Origin of the sequence: Porphyrobacter sp. LM 6 (assembly GCF_001720465.1) — a bacterium.
In the GTDB taxonomy this organism is placed as follows: domain Bacteria; phylum Pseudomonadota; class Alphaproteobacteria; order Sphingomonadales; family Sphingomonadaceae; genus Erythrobacter.
The window spans coordinates 354845-375941 of record NZ_CP017113.1; the positions used below are offsets into that span (position 1 = coordinate 354845).

Annotated in this window: 16 protein-coding genes; 4 read left to right on the forward strand and 12 right to left on the reverse strand. The window is 67.2% G+C overall.

Annotation, left to right across the window (positions count from 1 at the left end; translation table 11 throughout):
* Positions 1-9: 9 nt before the first annotated feature.
* The 4 genes from msrB to BG023_RS01840 form a co-directional block, all read right to left on the reverse strand.
* The gene (msrB, locus tag BG023_RS01825) at positions 10-510 is read right to left on the reverse strand and encodes a peptide-methionine (R)-S-oxide reductase MsrB (RefSeq protein WP_069308937.1); all 501 of its coding nucleotides are present in this window, start codon (positions 508-510) and stop codon (positions 10-12) included.
* Between the two features lie 83 nt (positions 511-593).
* On the reverse strand, positions 594-1952 hold the full coding sequence (locus BG023_RS01830; protein WP_150122761.1) for a cytochrome P450: 1359 nt from the start codon (positions 1950-1952) through the stop codon (positions 594-596).
* Between the two features lie 100 nt (positions 1953-2052).
* Positions 2053-3333 (reverse strand): ABC transporter permease, encoded by a 1281-nt coding sequence (locus tag BG023_RS01835; protein WP_069308938.1) that lies wholly within the window; start codon positions 3331-3333, stop codon positions 2053-2055.
* Complete coding sequence (locus tag BG023_RS01840) at positions 3330-4340, reverse strand: ABC transporter ATP-binding protein (protein ID WP_069308939.1); 1011 nt, start codon at positions 4338-4340, stop codon at positions 3330-3332. The genes BG023_RS01835 and BG023_RS01840 overlap by 4 nt, the downstream gene beginning before the upstream one ends.
* Positions 4341-4386: 46 nt before the next feature.
* Here BG023_RS01840 and queG point away from each other — a divergent pair, with 46 nt between their 5' ends.
* Positions 4387-5439, forward strand: coding sequence for a tRNA epoxyqueuosine(34) reductase QueG (gene queG / locus BG023_RS01845; protein ID WP_069308940.1), 1053 nt, complete (start codon positions 4387-4389; stop codon positions 5437-5439).
* Here queG and BG023_RS01850 read toward each other — a convergent pair.
* The 5 genes from BG023_RS01850 to BG023_RS01870 form a co-directional block, all read right to left on the reverse strand.
* The gene (locus BG023_RS01850) at positions 5432-6679 is read right to left on the reverse strand and encodes an NAD(P)/FAD-dependent oxidoreductase (RefSeq protein ID WP_069308941.1); all 1248 of its coding nucleotides are present in this window, start codon (positions 6677-6679) and stop codon (positions 5432-5434) included. The two genes, queG and BG023_RS01850, sit on opposite strands and share 8 nt — an antisense overlap.
* Positions 6680-6870: 191 nt before the next feature.
* The gene (locus tag BG023_RS01855) at positions 6871-11592 is read right to left on the reverse strand and encodes an NAD-glutamate dehydrogenase (RefSeq protein ID WP_069308942.1); all 4722 of its coding nucleotides are present in this window, start codon (positions 11590-11592) and stop codon (positions 6871-6873) included.
* Positions 11593-11722: 130 nt separating this feature from the next.
* Positions 11723-12718, reverse strand: coding sequence for an LLM class flavin-dependent oxidoreductase (locus BG023_RS01860; protein WP_069308943.1), 996 nt, complete (start codon positions 12716-12718; stop codon positions 11723-11725).
* On the reverse strand, positions 12715-13530 hold the full coding sequence (locus tag BG023_RS01865; protein ID WP_083234480.1) for a tetratricopeptide repeat protein: 816 nt from the start codon (positions 13528-13530) through the stop codon (positions 12715-12717). The genes BG023_RS01860 and BG023_RS01865 overlap by 4 nt, the downstream gene beginning before the upstream one ends.
* Positions 13531-13595: 65 nt before the next feature.
* Positions 13596-14330, reverse strand: a complete 735-nt coding sequence (locus BG023_RS01870) for an alpha/beta hydrolase (protein WP_069308945.1) — start codon at positions 14328-14330, stop codon at positions 13596-13598.
* Positions 14331-14437: 107 nt separating this feature from the next.
* Here BG023_RS01870 and BG023_RS01875 point away from each other — a divergent pair, with 107 nt between their 5' ends.
* From BG023_RS01875 to BG023_RS01885, 3 genes are all read left to right on the forward strand, one after another.
* A complete protein-coding gene (locus tag BG023_RS01875) occupies positions 14438-16102 on the forward strand; it encodes an alkaline phosphatase D family protein (protein WP_069308946.1) in 1665 nt (554 codons plus the stop codon).
* 251 nt (positions 16103-16353) lie between these two features.
* Positions 16354-18354, forward strand: a complete 2001-nt coding sequence (gene thrS, locus BG023_RS01880; RefSeq protein ID WP_069308947.1) for a threonine--tRNA ligase — start codon at positions 16354-16356, stop codon at positions 18352-18354.
* Between the two features lie 11 nt (positions 18355-18365).
* On the forward strand, positions 18366-19109 hold the full coding sequence (locus BG023_RS01885; RefSeq protein ID WP_069308948.1) for a sulfite exporter TauE/SafE family protein: 744 nt from the start codon (positions 18366-18368) through the stop codon (positions 19107-19109).
* On the opposite strand, the gene BG023_RS01890 is transcribed toward BG023_RS01885, so the two are convergent.
* The 3 genes from BG023_RS01890 to BG023_RS01895 form a co-directional block, all read right to left on the reverse strand.
* Positions 19106-19876 carry a DUF1223 domain-containing protein gene (locus BG023_RS01890; protein WP_083234481.1) on the reverse strand — a complete coding sequence of 257 codons (771 nt, stop codon included), beginning with the start codon at positions 19874-19876 and terminating at the stop codon, positions 19106-19108. The two genes, BG023_RS01885 and BG023_RS01890, sit on opposite strands and share 4 nt — an antisense overlap.
* A 70-nt stretch (positions 19877-19946) precedes the next feature.
* On the reverse strand, positions 19947-20081 hold the full coding sequence (locus tag BG023_RS15095; RefSeq protein WP_257784902.1) for a hypothetical protein: 135 nt from the start codon (positions 20079-20081) through the stop codon (positions 19947-19949).
* 35 nt (positions 20082-20116) lie between these two features.
* Positions 20117-21094, reverse strand: a complete 978-nt coding sequence (locus BG023_RS01895; protein ID WP_083234482.1) for an agmatine deiminase family protein — start codon at positions 21092-21094, stop codon at positions 20117-20119.
* Between the last annotated feature and the right edge of the window lie 3 nt (positions 21095-21097).

Consider the following 21097-nt stretch of genomic DNA (forward strand, 5'->3'; position numbering starts at 1 on the left):
GCGTCCGCGTCAGGCGGCCACGAATCTCAGTGCGTCGCCGTTGATGCAGTGGCGATCGCCGGTGGGCTTCGGTCCGTCTCCGAAGATATGGCCCAGATGCCCACCGCAATCGGCGCAGTGCACTTCGGTGCGCGGATAGCCGAGCAGGTAATCGGTGCTGGTGCCGACCGCGCCTTTGTCGATCGCCTGCCAGAAACTCGGCCAGCCGGTGCCGCTGTCATACTTGTGCGCCGAAGCGTAGAGCGGATTGGCGCAGCCCGCGCACACAAAGGTGCCATTGCGCTTTTCCTTGTTGAGCGGCGAGGTGAAGGGCCGTTCGGTCCCCGCTTCGCGCAGCACGTAATACTGCTCCTTGGTCAGCAGCTTGCGCCACTGGGCATCGGTCTTGCCCTTGGGAAAGCTCTTGGCCTCAGCCGGATCAACCCCGCAAGCGCTGACGAAGGGCAGCGCTGCCGCCATTGCGACGGTGGCTGCCATCAGACGGCGGCGGCTCAGCGTAGGCAGGTGCATCGATATCTCCGTGACAGGGGGGCATGACCTCTCCCCAATACGTTGAAAGCGCCCGCCTGGTTTCACCGCTCGCCGGGAGCGCCTCAGAAGGTGGTGATCTCCACCTCGAGCTTGCGGAAGCCGTGGACGAAGTTAGCCCGCACCCGCTCGACATCGCCCGCGACATGCACCCGCATCCGGCGCTTGTGCAGCTCTTCGAGCAGCACCCGCAGTTGCAGTTCAGCCAGCCGCGCACCGACGCAGCGGTGGATGCCGTAGCCGAAGGCGAGGTGGCGACGGGCGTTTTCGCGGGTGATGTCGAGCTTGTCCGGGTTCTCGAACACCTCGTCGTCGCGGTTGGCGCTGATGTACCACAGCACAACCTTGTCGCCCGCCTTGATGGTCTGGCCGAACACCTCGGTGTCTTCGGTGCAGGTGCGGCGCATATGCGCGAGCGGCACCTGCATCCGCAGGATTTCCTGAACCGCATTGGGGATGAGTTCGGGCTGTTCCTCGAAAAGCTTGCGCTGGTCGGGGAACTTGTCGAGCGCGTGGATGATGCCCGACATGGTGTTGCGGGTGGTATCGTTGCCGCCGACGATCAGCAGTACCAGATTGCCCATGAATTCCTCGGGGCTCATCTGGTTCATCGCAGGCGAGTGGATCATCATCGAGATGAGATCGTTGCCCGGCTCCTTGTCCATCGTCCGCTCGATCCAGAGCGTCTGGAAATAGGCCGCCATTTCCTGAAGGATGCCCCAGCGCACTTCATCAAGCGCGCGCACCGCGCCAAGCTCGGTATCGCCGGCCCAGTCCGACCAGAAGGTCAGCAAGCGGCGGTCTTCCCAGGGGAAGCCGAACAGGATGGCGAGCATGCCGGTGGTGAGCTCGATCGACACCGTGTCGACCCAGTCGAACACCTCGCCGCGCGGCAGGCTGTCGAGCAGCTCGCCGGTGCGCTGGCGGATTTCCGCTTCCATGTCCGCAATCGAGGTCGGCGTGAACTTGGGCGCAACCGTGCGGCGCTGGCCGGTGTGCTGCGGGCGGTCCATCGCGATGAACATCGGCAGCTCGCGGCGCTCGATGTTGCTCGCCGCCAGCTCCTCTTCCGACAGGCGGTTGAGGATCGTGATACCGCCATGCTCCCAGCTCGACGAGAAGGTTTCGGGCAGCGCCTCGATATGCTGGATCGCCTTGTGACCGACCACCGCCCAATAGGGGCCGAACGGGCTTTCGGGGATCCAGTGAAGCTGGCCGGCCTTGCGCATCTCGGCGAAGATCGGCTGCCACTTGTCCTCGGCGTAGATCTCCGATCGGCTGACGTCCCAAGGGTGGGAGTGGCGCAGCCGCTCCTCCGGATGCTCCGCGAAATGGGCCTTGAGCGCATCGTAGGCCGAAGGTTCGCGCCGCACTTGCGGGCGCTGAATTCCCTGCGATGCAGGCGTGGGGGCAATCGTGGCCATTATCTTCTCCCGTCGGGCGGCCTGTCGCGTTGGCCCGCTCCGTCCGAGTCGCAGTCTGCCCTAACTGACACCAATGTCAATATTGGTTTCGAATCCGAACCTATTCGGCCGGCTCGACCGCCGTCACCGCGCGCCGCATGAACCCGCGGCGCTTGATCCGTCCGGCCCCGCCCGATTTCATCACCCGCTTGCGGAACAGCAGCGAGCCGCCCTTGACCAGCGCCAGCACCGCGAGCCCCTGCCACACCAGCGCCAGCGCGTGCGGCCAGAGCGCAGGCTCCATCGCCGCGCGCGCGAGCATCGCGAAGGGCGATGACAGCGGGAAGGCGATCGCTACCAGTTCGAGCGTCGATCCGGGCTGCTTGAACGAATAGGCGGCGAGGAAGAACACCATCAGCTGCATCATCGTGACCGGCATCGACAGCGTCTGCACTTCGCGCACCGTGTTCGCCATCGCGCCGATGGTGAGGAACAGCGCACCCAGCAGCAGATAGGCCATCGCGAAGTAGATGATGCCGAACGCAATGAACAACGGCCAGCCGACGGCAGGCGCAGGCAGGTTGGCGAAATCGAACCCGGTGACGGTGATGATCGCCTCGCCGGTCACCGCCCATACGGTCCAGGCCGCGCTCGCCCAGACCGCAATGCCGACGAAGGACACGCCCAGCATCGCGAAGAGCTTGCCCATGAACACCGCATCCATCGGAATCGCGGCGGCGAGGATTTCGATGATCTTGTTCGCCTTCTCCTCGACCAGATTGGACAGCACCATCCCGGCGAGCAGCATGGTCAGCAGGAACAGCAGCATTTGCGCGATCTGCGCGGTCTGAATCCGGGTCGAGCGTTCGGAGGCGGCGCTGGTGGTGACGACCTCGGCGGCGACCGCAGGGAAGGGCACGGGCGCGGTCGACTGGGCATTGGCCGCGATCAGACCCACGGGGCCCTGCCAGCGCAGGATCTGGTTCTCGGTGCCCACCAGTTTAGGTGACTGCGGCGTGCCCGCAAGGATCGCGGCGTAATTGCCGCGCCGCGCTTCCATGAAGGCGCGTGCATCGAAGGCCGGGTCATCGGCGGCCTCGGGAACGATCCGCAGCACCGGAAGCGCGCCGCCGAGCTGTTCGGAAAGACGCGATTGCGCGCCGATCATCGCGGCATTGTCGGGCGCACTCATGGCAAGACCGACCTCGAAACTCACCGCCTCGCGCTGCACCTGCCCGCCGATGCTGCCGGCAAGTCCGCCGACGATCACCGGAAACAGCGGCCCGAGCAGGAAGAACAGGAATGCGCGGCTGAACAGCACCGCGACGAAATCGCGCCTAGCGATGACCCACGCGGCCTGAAGTGCGGAAAGGCGCGGGCGCAGGGTTTCAGGCTGGCTCATTCGCTAGCCTCCCCGGAATCGGCTTCAAGCTGGCGCGCGGCGGCCTCGCCCGCGATGGCGACAAAGGCATCGTGGAGGCCAGCACGCTCGATCGACAGCGAGAGGATCCCCGCCTCGCCTTCGATCAATTGGCGCAGCAGCGGTTCGACCCCGGTTTCGGGCAGCGCGAAGTGGAAGAAATCGCCGGTGCGGCGGGTGTCTGGCGGCAGGGCGGCGAGCCATGCGCCTTCGCGCGCCCGCGTTTCCAGCCGCACCTGCGCCGGAATCCGGTCACGCGCGGCCTCGACAGAGCCGGCATAGGGCACCTTGCCGCCGGCGATGATCGCTACGCCTTCGCAAAGGCGCTCGGCATGGTGAATAACGTGGGTCGAAAAGATCACCGTCACGCCTTCATCGGCGAGCGCACGGATCATCACCTCAAGCTTGCCCTGATTGATCGCATCAAGGCCCGAAAACGGCTCGTCCAGCACCACCAGCCGCGGGCGGTGCACCAGCGTGCCGAGCAGCTGGACGGTCTGCGCCATGCCCTTGGAGAGCTGGCGGATCTGGCGGTCGGCAGCGTAGCCAAGCCCGTGACGTTCGAGCAGTTCGTCCGCACGCTTGCGCCCTTCGGTCAGCGGCAACCCGCGCAGCGCGCCCATGAAGGCGATCGCCTCGCGTGCTTTCATGGAAGGGTAAAGCCCGCGCTCTTCGGGCAGATAACCGATCAGCCGGCCGATATCATGGGGGCGGTCATGGCCGAACACGCGGCGCACACCTTCATCGGGATCGATGATGCCGAGCAGCATCCTCAGCGTGGTCGTCTTGCCCGCGCCGTTGGGGCCGAGAATGCCGTAGATCGCGCCTTCGGGCACCGCGATATCGACCCCGTCGACCGCGCGGGTTCCATCGAAGCTCTTGACCAACCCCTTGGCTTCGATTGCCAAGGGGCGCGCATCGCCGGGACGGGCATCAAAGCCGTTCGCGTGATTGCCCGACACAATGTGTTCGCCTACCGCCATATCCATGGCTTACGCGGTTAGCCGACACAATGAAACGGGAGCCTCCACAAGCATGGTTAACAGCCCGGCAAGCCCTGATTTGACGGCGCGGATCGCCGATCAGGCGCGCGCGCTGGGCTTTGCCGCCTGCGGTATCGCGGGGGCGGGGGAAGACCCGCTACGCGCGGCCCGGCTCGAAGAATGGCTAGGCGAGGGGCACCATGGCAGCATGGAGTGGATGCAGGCGCGGCTCGACCATCGCCGTGCGCCGCAAGGGCTTTGGCCCGCCGCCAGAAGCGTCATCGCGCTCGGCATGAGCTACGCCCCGGCGCATGATCCGCTGGCGCTGGAAGGCTCGGCCACCCATGCGCGGATTTCGGTCTATGCGCAGGGCAAGGACTATCACGATGTCGTCAAGAAGCGCCTCAAGGCGCTCGCCCGCTGGCTGGTGGACGCGGCGCCGGGGGCAGAGGTCAAGGTCTTCGTCGATACCGCCCCGGTGATGGAAAAGCCGCTGGGCGAGGCCGCGGGGATCGGCTGGCAGGGCAAGCACACCAATCTCGTCAGTCCGACCCACGGCAGCTGGCTGTTCCTCGGCGCGATCTACACCACGCTGGACCTCGCGCCTGCCCAGCCGCATCGCGACCAGTGCGGATCGTGCCGCGCCTGCCTCGACTCCTGCCCGACTAACGCCTTTCCCGCGCCCTACCAGCTCGATGCGCGGCGCTGCATTTCCTACCTCACGATCGAGCACAAGGGGCCGGTCGACGAGGAGTTGCGCGCCGCCTTGGGCAACCGCATCTATGGCTGCGACGATTGCCTGGCGGTCTGCCCGTGGAACAAGTTTGCCAGCGAAGCGCAGGCTATCCGCGAATTCCTCCCCCGCGCCGAACTGGTCGCCCCGCGCCTCGCCGAATTGCTGGCATTGGACGATGCCGGATTCCGGTCGCTGTTCTCGGGCTCGCCGATCAAGCGCATCGGGCGCGACCGGTTCGTGCGCAACTGCCTCTATGCGGCGGGCAACAGCGGCAATCCGGCACTTTCGGGGCAGGTTCAGGCGTTAACCGCCGATCCCGATCCGGTGGTGGCAGAGGCCGCCGAATGGGCCTTGGCGCGGCTCAGATAAGGTCTTTGAGCGCCACTTCAGGATCGGCCAGCAACGCCGGATCGATCCGCGCTGCGCCGCTTTCCAGCAGCTTTCTCGCCTGCACATAGTCCTTCATCGTACCCACGCAGTCGAAGGCGATCGGCTTGCCGTCCTTAAGATAGACCACGGTGAACTTGCGCGTAGTGGGATCGCCGCGCAGCACGGTCGCATCGAAACCGAGGCTCAGGCCCGCGGTCTGGAGCTTCAGGTCATACTGGTTCGACCAGAACCACGGCAGCGCGTGATAGGGCTGCGGATCGCCCATGATCTTGCGCGCCACGGTGTTCGCCATGTCATGCGCGTTCTGCACCGATTCGAGCCGGATCACCGCCCCATCGGCAAAGTCGTTGGCGTGGGCAGCGCAGTCGCCGATGGCATAGATGTCATCCAGCGTGGTGCGGCAATACTCGTCGACATCAACCCCGTTGGTGCCCGCCGCACCCGCCGCGATCAGCGGCGCGACCGCAGGCACCACGCCGATGCCGACGATCACCATGTCGCACGGCACCTCCTCGCCATTGTCGAGCCGCACGCCGGTGACCCGTCCGGCCTCCTCGCCCAGCACCGCGTGCACCCCGGTTTCAAGCCGCACGTCGACCCCCTGCCGGCGATGCTCCTCGGCGTAGAAGGTGGACAGTTCCTCTCCGGCAACGCGGGCCAGCAGGCGCGGCAGCATCTCGACCAGCACCACTTCGCAATCGAGCTTTCGCAGCACCGCTGCCGCTTCGAGCCCGATATAGCCGCCGCCGATCACCACCGCGCGCTTGGCCCCGCCCGCAAGTGCCGCCATCATCGCGTCGGCATCGGCCTTGTCGCGGACGTAGAACACGCCGGGCAGCACCGCGCCCGGGACCGGCAGACGGCGCGGATCGCCCCCGCCCGACCAGGTCAACTTGCCATAGGTCACCTGTCCCCCGTCGCTCAGAGTCAGGCGGTGTGCCGCCGGATCGATCCCCGTCACCGCTGCGCCGAGCCTCAGACCGATGGCCTTGTCCGCCCAGAAGCTTTCGGGACGGATCATGATCCGCTCGAACCCCTTGTCGCCCGCGAGGTATTCCTTCGATAGCGGCGGACGCTCGTAGGGCGGCGCATCGTCGCGCCCGATCATCAGGATGGAGCCTTCGTACCCGTGCTGGCGCAGCGCAATCGCCGCCTGCGCGCCGCCGTGCCCGGTGCCGACGATCACAACGTCGGCATGGTCGATGGTGGATGCTGTCATGGCGTGGCTATGCCCCTTCGGCTGAATGCGGCCTTTGACTTGCCGCAAATTGCCCAAGGGTCAACCTGATGGTTTCGGTATCAGACCACCCGCCCCGCCTCCCCGCCCGGCCACCACAGAATAGTGGCACTATTGGTGGCCGGGCGGGGAGGCGGGGCGGGTGATCTGCGGTTCGCGAGCGGACCCGCGAATCACCGCTCCAGCAGATTGCGGGCCTGGCTGGCGATCTGGGCGAGCATCGCTGCGCCGACCGGCGGGCGGGCCTGCGCGCGGGCTATCATCGCGCGGAATTGCGCCACGGCCTGTTCGTTGCGCGCGCCCCATTCGGCCACCGCGCCCGCAGGATCGGTCTTGCCGCCCTTGCGCCGCATCAGCCGCCGCAGAAATTCGGTCCGCATATGCTGGAAATCGCGCGCGAGGCCGGAAATCAGCAGGCGCTCCCACACGTCGGACGGGCTCATGTGCGCGGCTGTCGCCTGCGCCCAGTCGAGCCCGAGCAGACTGCCGACCGCCGTGAAGGCATGGGTCAGCAGCTTGGCATCGATCCCGCTGTCGCGCGCGGCCTGCGCGAGGCCGACGGCACCGTCGTAATCGAACAGGCCCGACACCCGCGCCGCCAGCGCATGGGGCGCACCCGCCGCCACGAAGCTTTCGGTCAGCGCCATCGAACGCGCCCGAGGCTCGGCCGTCAGCAGTTCCTCGCGTGCCGAGGTGAGCACGCCGACACTATCCGCCAGCGCAGCGATCATCGCGCCCGCTTCGATCTTGCCTGCACCTGTGCGGAGAACATCGGACATGAGGTTGCCGACCGCTGCCGCCAGCCGATCGAACAGCGCAAGGCGTGCCTGCTCGGCGATCTCGGCCCCATCCAGCTCGCGCCACAGCGGTTCAAGCCCGAAGAGATGCTCGGTCACCACGAAAGCCGCCGCAACTTCGGCGAGGCCCACGCCCTCTTCCTCGGCGAGTTCGAAGGGGTGGACCATACCCAACCGGTTGACGATGCGGTTCGACAAGCTGGTCGCGATCATCTCGCGCCGCAGCCGGTGGCCGCGGATTTCGGCGGCATAGGTCTTGCGCATAGCGGTGGGGAAGCGCGCGATCAGCAGCCCTTCGAGCACCGGATCATCGGGCAGGCTGCTCGCTTCGATCGCCGATTGCAGCGCCAGCTTGGCCGAGGACAGCAGCACCGCAAGCTCAGGGCGGGTCAGCCCCTGTCCATCAGCCGCGCGGCGCGCCAGCGCCTCGCCATCGGCGAGCCCTTCGGTGCGGCGGTCGAAATCGCTCACTTCCTCAAGCCGCTCGATCAGCCGGACATAGGACGCGGTCGCCCCCGCCCCGCCGGTTTCGGCAACCGACAGCGCCAGCGCCTGCAAGCGGTTGTCCTCGAGCACGATGTGCGCGACCTCGTCGGTCATCGTGGCCAGCAACGTGTTGCGCTTCTTGGCCGAAAGCTTGCCCGAAGCAGTCGCCGCTGCGAGCGCGATCTTGATGTTGACCTCGTTGTCCGAACAATCGACCCCGGCCGAATTGTCGATGAAGTCGGTGTTGATCCGGCCTCCGGCGAGCGAATAGGCGATGCGCCCGGCCTGGGTGACGCCGAGGTTCGCACCCTCGCCGATCACCTTGGCGCGCACTTCGGTCGCATCGACGCGCAGGCTATCATTGGCCGGATCGCCGACGTCGATGTGGTTCTGCTGCGGCGCCTTCACATAGGTGCCGATCCCGCCGAACCACATCAGATCAACCGGCGCGCGCAGGATCGCGGTGATCAGCGCTTCGGGCTCGATTTCCTTCGCCTCGATACCCAGAACGCCGCGCGCTTCCTTGGACAGCTTGATCGTCTTGGCGCTGCGCGGGAAGACCCCGCCGCCCTTGGAAATCAGCGCCTTGTCGTAATCGTCCCAGCTCGAACGCGGCAGCGCGAACATCCGCGAACGTTCGTTCCAGCTCGCCAGCGGATCGGGGATCGGATCAATGAAGATGTGACGGTGATCGAAGGCGGCGACCAGCTTGAGCGACTTCGACAGCAGCATCCCGTTGCCGAACACGTCGCCCGACATGTCGCCGCAGCCCGCGACGGTGACGGGATCGGTCTGCACGTCGATGCCCATTTCGCGGAAGTGGCGCTGGACGCTGACCCACGCGCCGCGCGCGGTGATGCCCATCGCCTTGTGGTCATACCCGTTCGATCCGCCGCTGGCGAAAGCGTCATCCAGCCAGAAGTCGCGCGACTGGGCGATGCCATTGGCGATGTCGGAGAAGGTCGCCGTGCCCTTGTCGGCGGCGACCACGAAGTAGGGGTCTTCCCCGTCGAGCACGACCACGCTCTGCGGGTGCACGACCTTGCCGCGCACGATATTGTCGGTGACCGACAGCAGTGTGCGGATGAAGATTTCGTAGGACGCGCGGCCTTCCGCGGCCCAGCCTTCGCGGTCGATGGCGGGCGAGGGCAGGTGCTTGGGATAGAACCCGCCTTTCGCGCCGGTCGGCACGATCACCGCGTTCTTCACGCGCTGCGCCTTCATCAGACCGAGGATTTCTGTGCGGAAGTCGTCGCGCCGGTCGGACCAGCGCAGGCCCCCGCGCGCGACCTTGCCGGACCGCAGGTGGATCCCCTCGACCCGCGCCGAATAGACGAAGATTTCGCGCCACGGCAGCGGCTTGGGCAGGCCGGGAACCTTGGCGGATTCGAGCTTGAACGCCAGCGCCTCGGCCGCGGCGGGGGCAAAGGCATTGGTCCGCAGCACCGCATCAATCACCGCGCGGTAGAGGCGCAGCAGGCGGTCATCGTTGATCGCGGTGACCTTGGCCAACCCGCGCGTGAAAGCGGCCTGCGCGGCGGCGATGGCTTCCTCGCGGTCGCCCTGGAAGGCCGGATCGTGGCGGGCGGCGAACAGCGCCACCATCGCGCGGGTGACGTGCGGCGCGCCGACCAGCGCATCGACCACGGTGTAGATCGTGTAGCTGACCCCGGTCTGGCGCAGATAGCGATAGATCGCCCGCATCCAGTTGGCCGCCTGCGGTTCAAGCCCGGTGGCTGCGACAAGCCGGTTGAACGGATCATCCTCGGCAAGGCCATTGAGCACATCGGCCAGCGCAGCTTCGATCAGTCCGGCCCGTTCGAGCAGCGCGCCCGCTTCAAGGCCTGCGGGAACGGTGAGGATGAAGTCGTGGATCGACCCGAGCGCCGGATCGGCAAGGTAGGTCGGCACTTCGGCGGCGACGCGGAACCCGAAATTCTCCAGCGCGGGAACCACATCGGACAGCGCCAGCGCGTGCTTGATGACATAGATCTTCAGCCGCAGCGTCTGCGCGCCATCGCTCGGCATCCGGTAAAGCCGCACGGCGCGGTCAAGCGGCTGGGCCTCGCTGTCGGACAGCGCCAGCGAGCGCAGACGGGCGATGTCCCGCGCGGCTTCCTGCGGGCCGTAGGTCAGGCGGTAACCGGTCGGGAAAGCGGGCGCATAACGCCCTGCCAGCGCCATCGCCCGGCCATCATCCTCGCCGTGCGCAAGATGGGTTTCGACCGCTTCGGTCCAGCCGCGCAGCAGTTCGGCCAGCCGCGCCTCGATCGCCGCATCATCGGGCAGATCGGCGCAGGCGCGCACATCGATCAGGAACCGCAGCAGCGCGAGCGTGCTGCTTTCGACTTCGAGATTCCAGTCGAGCAGCGCTGCGCCGGGGGTTTCGAGCAGCATCGCCTGGATTTGCAGGCGCACATCGGTCGACAGCTGGTCGCGCGGGAGCCACACGAAAGCAAAGACGTGGCGTTCCAGTGTCGCTCGCACCAGCACCACGCGCGGGCGCGGGCGATCGATCAGCGCCATCTTGGCCGTCACCAGATCGGCCACGCGGGCCGGATCGAAGGCGGTGAGCAGATCATTGGGCAGCGAGGTAAACGCGTGCACCAGCGCCTTGCCGTTATGCCCGGCGGGATCATAGCCAAGCTGCGCCGTCAGCCGCGCCACAACCTCGCGCAGCACCGGCACCTCGTTGGGGCGCGCGTTGAGCGCAGCGCTGGTCCACAGCCCGGCGTGGATCGACAGCGCGGTGATCGCGCCGTCCTTGCGGTGCGGGACAATGAACAGATCGAGCGGGCTGGAGCGGTGCACCCGCGAGTGGACGTTCGATTTGATCGTCAGCAGCGCCTGCGGCGTGCCGGCGGCATCGTGCCGGTCGAACCACTCGAACGCGCGGGCCAGCGAAACTTCGGCAAGCAGTTCGCGCGCGGAGCCCCGGCAGATGCCGAGCACGTCGGTCACCTTGCCGCTGCGATGGCGGGTGAGGTGACCGAGCTGGGTCAGCATCCCCCCATTGAGCCAACCGAGCAGCGCGCCCGCCTCGGCATTGATCGCGCCCGCCACTGCGGCATCGGCGGCCATGGCGGCCTGCACCTGCGGCCAGTCGGCGACGGCCGCGTAAACATCGGCCAGCGTGGTCTGCAGTGCTTCGAGCAAATCGCGCCGTTGCCGCGCATCGACCCGCTGGGTTTCGACATAGATCAGCGATTCGCGCCCGGGCGCTCCCTTGGCGCCGGCCTTGGCGAACCCCTTGAGGACCCCTGCCCCGTCGCGCTCGACCGCGATCACCGGGTGCAGCAGCCGGTCAACATTCAGGCCCTGTGCGGCAATCGCCGCAGCAACCGAGTCGACCAGGAACGGCTTGTCGTCATTGATGATCGCGATCCGCAGATGGCGGCGATCGCTGCTCGCCGAATCGAGCTGCACCAGCGCCTCGCCCGGCGCGCGTTTGCGCGCGGCGGCGAGCAGATAGTCCGCCGCCTCGTTCAGCGCGGCGGCATTGGCCGGGCCGTCACCCGGCAGCAGCGAGGCTTCGAGATGGCTCCGCAGAGCCTTGGTCAGCGCGCGGTCTCCACTCTTGGACGGCGCTTCGGCGGCGGTCTTTGACCCCATAAACAGCTCCCGGCATCCTGCGTTTCCGGCATCACGTTGCTGTAATAATATTGTGCCGGTTTGTTGTAATCGTGTTTTGCCGCGATACGCCTTTACCCCTACCCCGCGCAAGTCCGATGATGCCCTGAGGTCAGGCGGCGAGCGCTTTTTCGCAGGCCTCCATCGTCAACTCGAGCGAACGGATACGCGCTTCGGGATCATAGGTCGCGCCGCACAGCATGATTTCGTCCGCGCCGGTGCGGCGCACGAAGGCGGCGATACCCTCGCGCACCTGCGCCGGTGTGCCCACCGCAGCGGCCTGCCCGATATGCGCGAGCATCGCCTGCGCGGTGGCGGGCAGCGTGTCGGTATAGTTTGCGATCGGCGGCGGCAGCTTGCCGGGATTGCCGGTCCTGAGCCGCACGAAGCTTTGCTGCTGGCTCGAGGCGAGCAGCCGTGCATCAGCCTCGGTTTCGGCGGCAAAGACGTTCATCGCGACCATCACATGCGGGCGATCCAGCGCCTCGGACGGCTGGAAGTCGCGACGATAGACCGCCAGCGCGGCATCAAGGTGATCGGGCGCGAAATGCGCGGCGAAGGCATAGGGCAGACCGAGCTTGGCGGCGAGCTGTGCGCCGAACAGGCTCGATCCGAGCATCCACAGCTCGACCTTCGCGCCCAGGCCCGGCGTGGCGGTGATGGGCAGGTCATAGTCTCCGGTGAGGAGTGCGCGCAGTTCAACCACGTCTTGCGGGAAATACTCGGCAGCCTGATTGAGGTTCTTGCGCAGCGCGCGTTGCAGTTCCGGCCCTGCCCCCGGCGCGCGGCCCAGCCCGAGATCGATCCGCCCGGGGAACAGCGCGTCGAGCGTGCCGAACTGTTCGGCGATCTGGAACGGGGTGTGGTTGGGCAGCATGATCCCGCCCGATCCGATACGGATACGACTGGTCGCGTTGCCGACATGGGCGAGCACGACCGAGGTTGCCCCGCCCGCGATCCCGTCCATCGCGTGATGTTCGGCAACCCAGAAGCGGTCGCAGCCGAAGGCTTCGGCAGCGCGGGCCAGATCGGCGGTCGCGGCGAAGGCTTCGCTCAGCGTGCCGCCTTCTCGCACCGGCACCAGATCGAGCACGGAAAATCGGGTCATGGCTGCGGCGGCTCCTGCGGTGGGGGCGGGGATGCAGGCGCAGTGTCGCCCGCATTGCCGAGTTGCGCAAGATAGCCCGCAGCCGTGTCCGCCGCCAGGCCGGGGCCGAGCGTGATGACTGATTCCCAGCTCTGCCGCGCGGCCTCGTCGCGCCCGGAGAGCACCGCGATCACACCGGCCTCCAGCCCCACGTCGGGATTGCCGGGGGTAAGCAGCGCGGCGCGTTCGATTGCGGTCTGCGCTGCGTCCAATCGGTCGAGCCGACGCAGCAGCGTCGCCTTGAGCAGCCAGCCCTCCGCGCGTTCGGGCGCGAGCCCGGTTGCCGCTTCGAGCGCGCCGAGCGCTTCCTCGCCGCGCCCCAGCATCACTAACGTCCGGCCACGGTCGATCGCGGCCAGCGCTTCGAGTGTGGCAGACCCAGCCGCACGGGCATCGGTCTCGGCCAGTGTCAGCAACGACAGCGCAGCCGCCGCATCCCCGCCCGCCAAAGCCGCATTGCCCGCCAGCGCGGCGAACCGGGCTCGGGTGCGCGTTTCGTCCGCCGGGGTCTCGTCATGCGCCGCGAGAAAAGCGGTGCGGGCATCGTTCCACAGGCCCAGCTCGCTCGCAGCGGTGCCGAGGCAGTGATTGGCGAGCACGCGGTCGGCACCCCTGGTCTCGCTGCGGCGGATCTGCGCCATCGTATGTGCGCGCGCCGGATCGGTCTCGATCTGGGCAAAGCAGCTTTCGAGCCACGCGCTGGTGGGGTTGATTTCGTCCTTTGCAGCCTCGGGCCGCGCGGGCCGGTCACGCACCAGATCATCGTTCGCCATTCCCCCGGCAACCGGGTTGGGGCCAACTTGCAGCAACAGGGCGAGTAGCAAGGACACCTTGGGCACTATCCGTAAAATTCGGCCACGATGGCCTTGAGGGCGGCAATGTCGCTGTCACGCGACAGGCGGTGATCGCCGTCCTCTATCAGGGTAACCTGAACATCGTCCGACCGCAGCGCGGATTTCAGCCGCAGACTGACGTCCCACGGCACGACCTCATCGGCCTTGCCGTGCAGCAGCCGCACCGGGCAGGTGATATCGATGCCGCCCTCCAGCCGCACATGACATTCGGCATCGGCGAAGAAGCTCGCGTGGATGGGTGTGGGTTCGGGGCCATAGGGGTTGGGCTCGTAAATCGTCTCGCCCGCGAGCAATTGCGTGCGCTGCGCCTCAGTGTAACCCCAGCGGGTGAAATCGGGGGCGGGGGCGATGCCGATCATCCCGGCGAGGCGGTGCTTCAGATGCTCGGCCACCAGCAGCATCAGCCAGCCGCCCATCGACGAGCCGACCAGCAGCACCGGCCCGCTGACATAGGACGCGACCAGCGCCAGCACCTCGTCGCGCCAGCGGCTCAGCATCCCGTCGGCAAAATCGCCGTCACTTGCCCCGCAGCCCGAATAGTCGAGCAGCAGGCAGGCGCGGCCCTGTGCCTGCGCCTCGGCGAAGAGTGCAGTCGCCTTGCTGCCGCTCATGTCGGACATGTAACCGGGCAGGAACACGAGGCATGGGCCTCGCCCGTGGGTGTAGCGGAAGGCGACGCGGCGGCCGTCGTAAAGGGTGTGATGCATGATGTCGCTCATGCCCCTGTCATGCCTTGCGCGAGGGCCGAAAGGCAACCATTGTCAGGCCGATTGCCAAGGAAGCGACTGTCACAGCAGCGCAACGGGAGAGGGATAGGCGCCGCATCATGTTCACAACCGATCCTGCTTCTCAGCCGGCTGCGGCGCCGACCGCGCTGACCCGCCGCAGCCTGTTCACGCTCGCTGGCGCAGGTGCCGCACTCGCCGCCACACCGCTCGCCGCACGCTCGTTCGGCACCGGCTTCACCCACGCGGTCGCGAGCGGGGAGCCCTCGGCCAACTCGGTGCTGCTGTGGACCCGCTATGTCGCCGATGCCGACACCATGCTGACTTGGCAGATGAGCGAGAGCGAGGATTTCACCCGTCCGGTTGCCGACGGCAGCGTCACCGCCAGTCCGGCACGCGACGGGTGCGCCAAGGGCATCGCCACCGGGCTTGCACCGAACCGCTGGTACTTCTTCCGCTTCATCGCGCCCGATGGCACCGCCTCGCCGACGGGGCGCACCCGTACTCTGCCCGACGGGCCGATTGCCAGCTTCCGCATGGCGGTGTTCTCGTGCTCGAACTTCGGGTTCGGCTGGTTCAACGCCTATGGCCACGCGGCCGAGGCCAATGACTGCGACTTGGCGCTGCATCTGGGCGATTACATCTACGAGTATGGCGCGGGCACCTATCCCACCGGGTCGCAGGCGCATCCCGACCGGACGATCGCACCCGCGACCGAAATCGTCGCGCTGACCGATTACCGCCTGCGCTATGCCACCTACCGCGCCGATCCGGATTGCCAGCGCCTGCATCAGGTGCTCCCCATGATCGCGGTGTGGGACGATCACGAAAGCGCCAACGACAGCTACAAGGACGGCGCGCAGAACCACCAGAGCGACACCGAAGGCGATTGGGAGGTCCGCAAGGCCGCCGCCAAGCAGGCCTACCGCGAATGGATGCCCGTCTCCGATGCGCCCTATGCCGCCTATCAGGTCGGCGATCTGGCGACGCTGTTCCGGCTCGATACCCGGCTGGAGGGGCGCGAGAAGCAGTTCAGCCTCGAAGCGCTGAGGGCCGGGAAGCGCGATCCGCAGGCCGTGATCGCGGCGCTGACGGCATTGCGGGAGGGCGCATGGGCCGATCCGAACCGCCAGTTGCTCGGGGTCGCGCAGGAAGACTGGCTGACCAAGGGCCTCGCCGCCTCGACCCGCGCAGGCACCCATTGGCAGGTGCTGGTGCAGCAAGTGCTGATCGGCCACGTCAAGACCCCCAAAGACCTGATGCGGCAGGCGGGCAGCGATCTTCCCGATTTCATCCGCAACCGGCTGGAAGCCTCCGCTGCGGCGAGCGAGGCCGGCCTGCCCGCGAACATGGACGCGTGGGACGGCTATCCCGCCGCGCGCAATCGGGTGTTCGCCGCCGCCCGCGCGGCCAATGCCAACCTCCTCGTGCTGGCGGGCGATACGCATAATGGCTGGGCCTTCGAACTCGGCGGCGAAGGCGCGCGCACCGGGGTCGAATTCGGCGGTTGTTCGGTCAGCTCGCCCGGCTATGAGGGCTACCTTTCCTTCATCAAGCCCGACACGCTGGCGGCGGCGCTGGTCGAGGAGAACAGCGAGTTGAAGTGGGCGGATACCTCGCAGCGCGGCTACATGGCGGTCGAACTGACCCCGACGCGCGCGATCACCGAATACCGCTTCAGCGCCGGCGTGCGGCAGCGTTCGACGAGGTTGGCGGGGACGAAGCGGATCGTGGCCGATCGCGACTCGCTGGCGCTGACAGTGTGAGCGGGGGCAACGCTAATGACATGGCAACCTTGATCGTCTAGAACACGCCCATGGCCAAGCTGCTGACCACGACTGCCACTACCACCACCCGGACTATCCGGGGGCGGCGGCACGCGGCTTAACGCCAAGCGCCCGCCGCCCGGATCGGGGCGGCGCGGTGTTCTCCCCGAACCGGTTTTCGCTCAACACCGCTCTTCCGGTGAGGCCTTGCTTGTGGCAGGGCGCGCCAAACCCAACGGATTGCGACGACGATGACCGAACTGCTCAAGATCAGCCTCCCCGATGGATCGGTGCGCGAAGTGCCTCCCGGTTCGACCCCGGCGGATATTGCCGCGGCCATCGGCCCCGGGCTTGCCAAGGCGGCGCTTGCGGCGCGGGTGAACGGGGAACTGCGCGATCTGGCGCGGCCGTTCGACGGCGATGCCGAACTGGCGCTGGTCACCGCGCGTGACGAGGCCGATGCGCTCGACCTCGCTCGTCACGACTATGCCCACGTCCTCGCCGAAGCGGTGCAGGCGCTGTGGCCCGGCACGCAGATCACCTTCGGCCCGGCGACCGACGACGGCTTCTACTATGACGTGAAGGCGCCCGAAGGCCGCGAGCCGTTCGGCATGGACGATCTGCCCGCGATCGAGGAGCAGATGCGCGCGATCATCCGCGCCGACAAGCCGCTCACCCGCGAAGTGTGGAGCCGCGAGGATCTGATCGCCAAGTGGTCGGCCGAGGGTGAAGTGTTCAAGGCCGAATGGGCCAAGGAACTGCCCGAGGGCGAGGAGCTGACGGTCTATTGGAGCGGCAAGGACTGGCTCGACATGTGCCGCGGCCCGCACCTGCCGAGCACCGGCAAGCTCGATCCCGAAGCCTTCAAGCTGATGCGCGTCGCAGGCGCTTACTGGCGCGGCGACCAGAACAACGCGCAGCTCACGCGCATCTACGGCACCGGCTGGCTCAACAAGAAGCAGCTTCAGGCTCACCTCACGCGGCTGGAAGAGGCGGCCAAGCGCGACCACCGCAAGCTGGGGCGCGAGATGGACCTGTTCCACTTGCAGGAAGAGGCCCACGGCTCGGTCTTCTGGCACCCCAAGGGCTACCGCATCTGGCGCGAGCTCGAAGCCTATATGCGCCGCAAGATGGACGGCAGCGGGTACCGCGAGATCAAGACCCCGCAGCTGATGGACGTGCGCCAGTGGACCCAGTCGGGTCACTGGGGGAAGTACGCGCAAAACATGTTCGCCGTCCCCGACATCGTCCCCGATGTGGACGAGGAGAGCGGCGTCGCCTCGCCCAAGGTGGCTGACGATGCCGCGTGGATGGCGATCAAGCCGATGAACTGCCCCGCGCACGTGATGGTGTTCAAGCAGGGCATCACCTCCTACCGCGATCTCCCCATCCGCCTCGGCGAAATGGGCTGCTGCCACCGCAACGAGCCGCACGGCGCGCTCCACGGGCTGATGCGCGTGCGCCAGTTCACGCAGGACGATGCGCACATCTTCTGCACCGAGGGGCAGGTGGTGAGCGAAGTGCAGGCTTTCATCGCGCTGGCCGATAGCGTCTATCGCGACTTCGGCTTCACCTATGACATCAAGCTCGCCCTGCGCCCCGAAAAGCGCTTCGGCAGCGACGCTGATTGGGACAAGGCCGAGCAGGAACTGCGCGATGCGGTGGCGGCCAACGGCCTCGAATGCGAGGAACTGCCGGGCGAAGGCGCATTCTATGCGCCCAAGCTCGAATGGCACCTGACCGACGCGATCGGGCGCACCTGGCAGGTCGGCACGATCCAGTCGGACCGCGTGCTGCCCGAGCGGCTCGACGCGCATTACATCGGCGAGGATGGCGAAAAGCACCGCCCGGTGATGCTCCACCGCGCGATCTTCGGCTCCTATGAGCGCTTCATCGGCATCCTGATCGAACACTTCGCTGGCAAGCTGCCCGCGTGGCTCGCCCCGGTGCAAGCGGTGGTGGCGACGATCGTGTCGGATGCCGACCCCTATGCCGAGGATGTCGCCGCCCAGCTGCGCGCGGCGGGCATCCGGGTGGAGACCGACACCCGCAACGAGAAGATCAACTACAAGGTGCGCGAACATTCGCTCGCCAAGGTCCCGCATCTGCTGGTGGTCGGCAAGCGCGAGGCCGAGGAAGGCACCGTCGCCGTCCGCACGCTGGGCGCCGAGCACCAGAAGGTGATGCCGCTCGCCGAAGCGATCGCGATGCTACGGAGCGAAGCCACCCCGCCCGATCTCACCGTCAGCTGACGCCAGAGGCGGTGGAACTCCCCGGCGGCTTTACCGCGCTCCAAGTCGCGGTGGCGCTTGGCGCGGCATTGGGCTCCGCCTTCGTGCGCGGGCTGACCGGGTTCGGCATGGCGATCCTGCTGGTGCCGATCCTCGCGCTGGCCCTGCCGCCGGTCGAAGCCGTGGTGCTGACCAATGCGCTGGCGCTGATGATCGGCGCGAGCGAGGTGCGACAGCTGGCGCGCGAGGCGGAAGGCACGGCTTGGGCGATCGGCGGCCTCGTCGTTCTGACCACCCCGATCGGTCTCTATGCCCTGTCGCTAACCGGCGTGGATGTGGCGCGGCTGGTGATCGCGCTGATCGCCGTCAGTGCCTTCATAGCGATCCTTCTGCCCCGGCGCGGGGCGGGGGTGCCGGGCCGCGGGGTGACCGGCGCGGTGGGGGTGATGAGCGGGCTGATGACAGGCTATGCCGGAATGCCCGGGCCGCCGGTGGTGCCCTATTACACCGGTCGCGATCTGCCGCGCGCCACCGCCAAGGCCTCGATGCAGCTGATCTTCACCATCGCCGCGAGCACCGGCCTCGTCACCGCGACATGGCTCGGGATTCTGCGCTGGGAACTGCTGCTGTTTGCGGTCCTGTTGCTGCCTGCCGTGCTGATCGGCAACCGGCTGGGCGCCAAGGTTTCGGGACGGATCAGCGACCCGGTCTGGCGCGCAGCCGTCGGACTAGCGCTAGGCGGCGCTGCGCTGGGGGCGCTGCTGAAGGTGCTTTAGGCGACCCAGCGCGCGGCGAGCACCTTGCCGCCGTTCGGCTGGCGCAGCACCAGCGCATAGCGATCCGCGCCCGCCACCTTGAGCTGGTTGGCGCCTAGCGTCAGGCTCGCCTTTCCGCCATTCCAGTCGGCCACCTTGCTTTCGGCACGCAGGACGTTGGGATATGTGACCTTGCGCCCGCCGTTTTCGCCGCTGCCGATGCCGACAACGACCTTGCGGGTGACCGCGAGCAGCACCAGCTCGGCCTTGCCCGCGCCCGCGCCCGAAAGGTTCACGGCATAGCCCCCGCTCGCGCTTGGGGTGACGCGGATCGCAGCGTCGCTCTTGCCGCCATATTGCCTGACGCCCGGAGCGACTTCGGTGGCATGCGAACCGACCAAGCCATAGGCCCCGTTGATCACGAGCTGCGGGGTATAGACCCCGTTGCGGCCCACGAGCCCGCGGCTGGCATAGCTCTGCTGGAGCGCGGTGTTGCTCTCCTTGCCCAGCGTGTCCTTCCATCCCAGGCGATCCCAATAGGTCACATTCCGGGAAATGACGACGAGATCGGGGTTCGCCGCCAGCTTTTCCGCCAGCGCATCGGCGGGCGGGCAGGACGAACAACCCTGACTGGTAAAGAGTTCGAGCAGCACCGGCTCACCCGAAACAGCCACAGTGGAGGTCTTGGTCGCAGGCGCGGCAGGCGCGCCGTGCGGCATTCCCAGAAGCGCGGCACCAGCGACAACGACAGCGCCGAACATGGCGACAAGGGGACGGTTCACAGTCATCGGGGTTATCCTCGCACTTCCGCGTCGAGGATGCTTTCGCGTTATACCTGCAACAGGTTACGCGAAGCGATCAGAGCGGGAGCGATTTCCCGGCGAGGATCAGCGCCGCAGCGCAGCCGAGCACGATCATGCGGCGGGCAAGCTCCAGCGCATCGATGCGGGTCGCAGCGGCAAGCGGCAGGGCACGGGCGAGAGCGCGGGTCATAAGCCGCAGTCTCGCGCCAATGTCCTAACAAAGTCTTAAGCGGGCATCTGCTGGCTGGCGCAATGGAAGCCCCCGCCGCCTGCAAGCACCGCCTCGCCCGGCAGGCCGACGGTGTCGCGATCTGGGAACAGCGCGGCAATCGCGGCGACGCCCTCGGCATCGTGCGGACTGCCGAAGGTCGGCACCACCACCAGATGCGAGGTGATCGCGAAGTTCACATAGCTCGCCGGTTCGATCACCCCGTCGCGTTCGATCCGCCCGGGCGAGGGGATGCGCACCACCTCGACCCCGGCCGCTTCCGCCCGCGCTGTCGCATCGGCATAGATGGCGGCGTTGGGATCATCCTTGCCGGTCGCCTCTGGCACCACCAGCCGGTTCGGCGCCACAAAGCGCGCAAGATTATCGACGTGCCCGTCGGTGTGATCGTTGATCAGCCCGTCGCCCAGCCACAGCACGCGGGTGAAGCCGAGCTGCGCGGCCAGTTCCGCCTCGATTGCCTCGCGGTTCAGATGCGGGTTGCGGTTGGGGTTGAGCAGGCATTGCTCGGTGGTTGCGACAAGGCCGGTGCCGTCGCCATCCACCGCCCCGCCTTCAAGGATCATCGGCGTTTGCGTCACCGCCAGCCCCGCATCGCGCGCGATGGCCTCGCCGATCTCCTGATCGCCGGGCATCAGGTACTTCCCGCCCCAGCCGTTGAAGCCGAACCGCCGCGCGGTGCGCCTGCCATCGGCCTCGAACACCACCAGCGGGCCAGTATCGCGCAGCCAGACATCGCCATAGACCCGCCGTTCAAGCGTGACCTTGCTGCTCACCAGCTGGCGTGCGCGGGCCTCGTTGGCCTCGTCACGCACCAGCAGGCGCACCTCCTGCCCGCTTTCCGCCACAGCCGAGGCGAAGGCCGCCATCTGCACCTGCGCGGGTTCAAGCCAGCCGGGCCATTCCTCGGCCAAGTGCGGGAAGCCGATCCAGATCCAGTCCTGCGGCGCCCATTCGGGAGGCATGATCATCGTCATGGG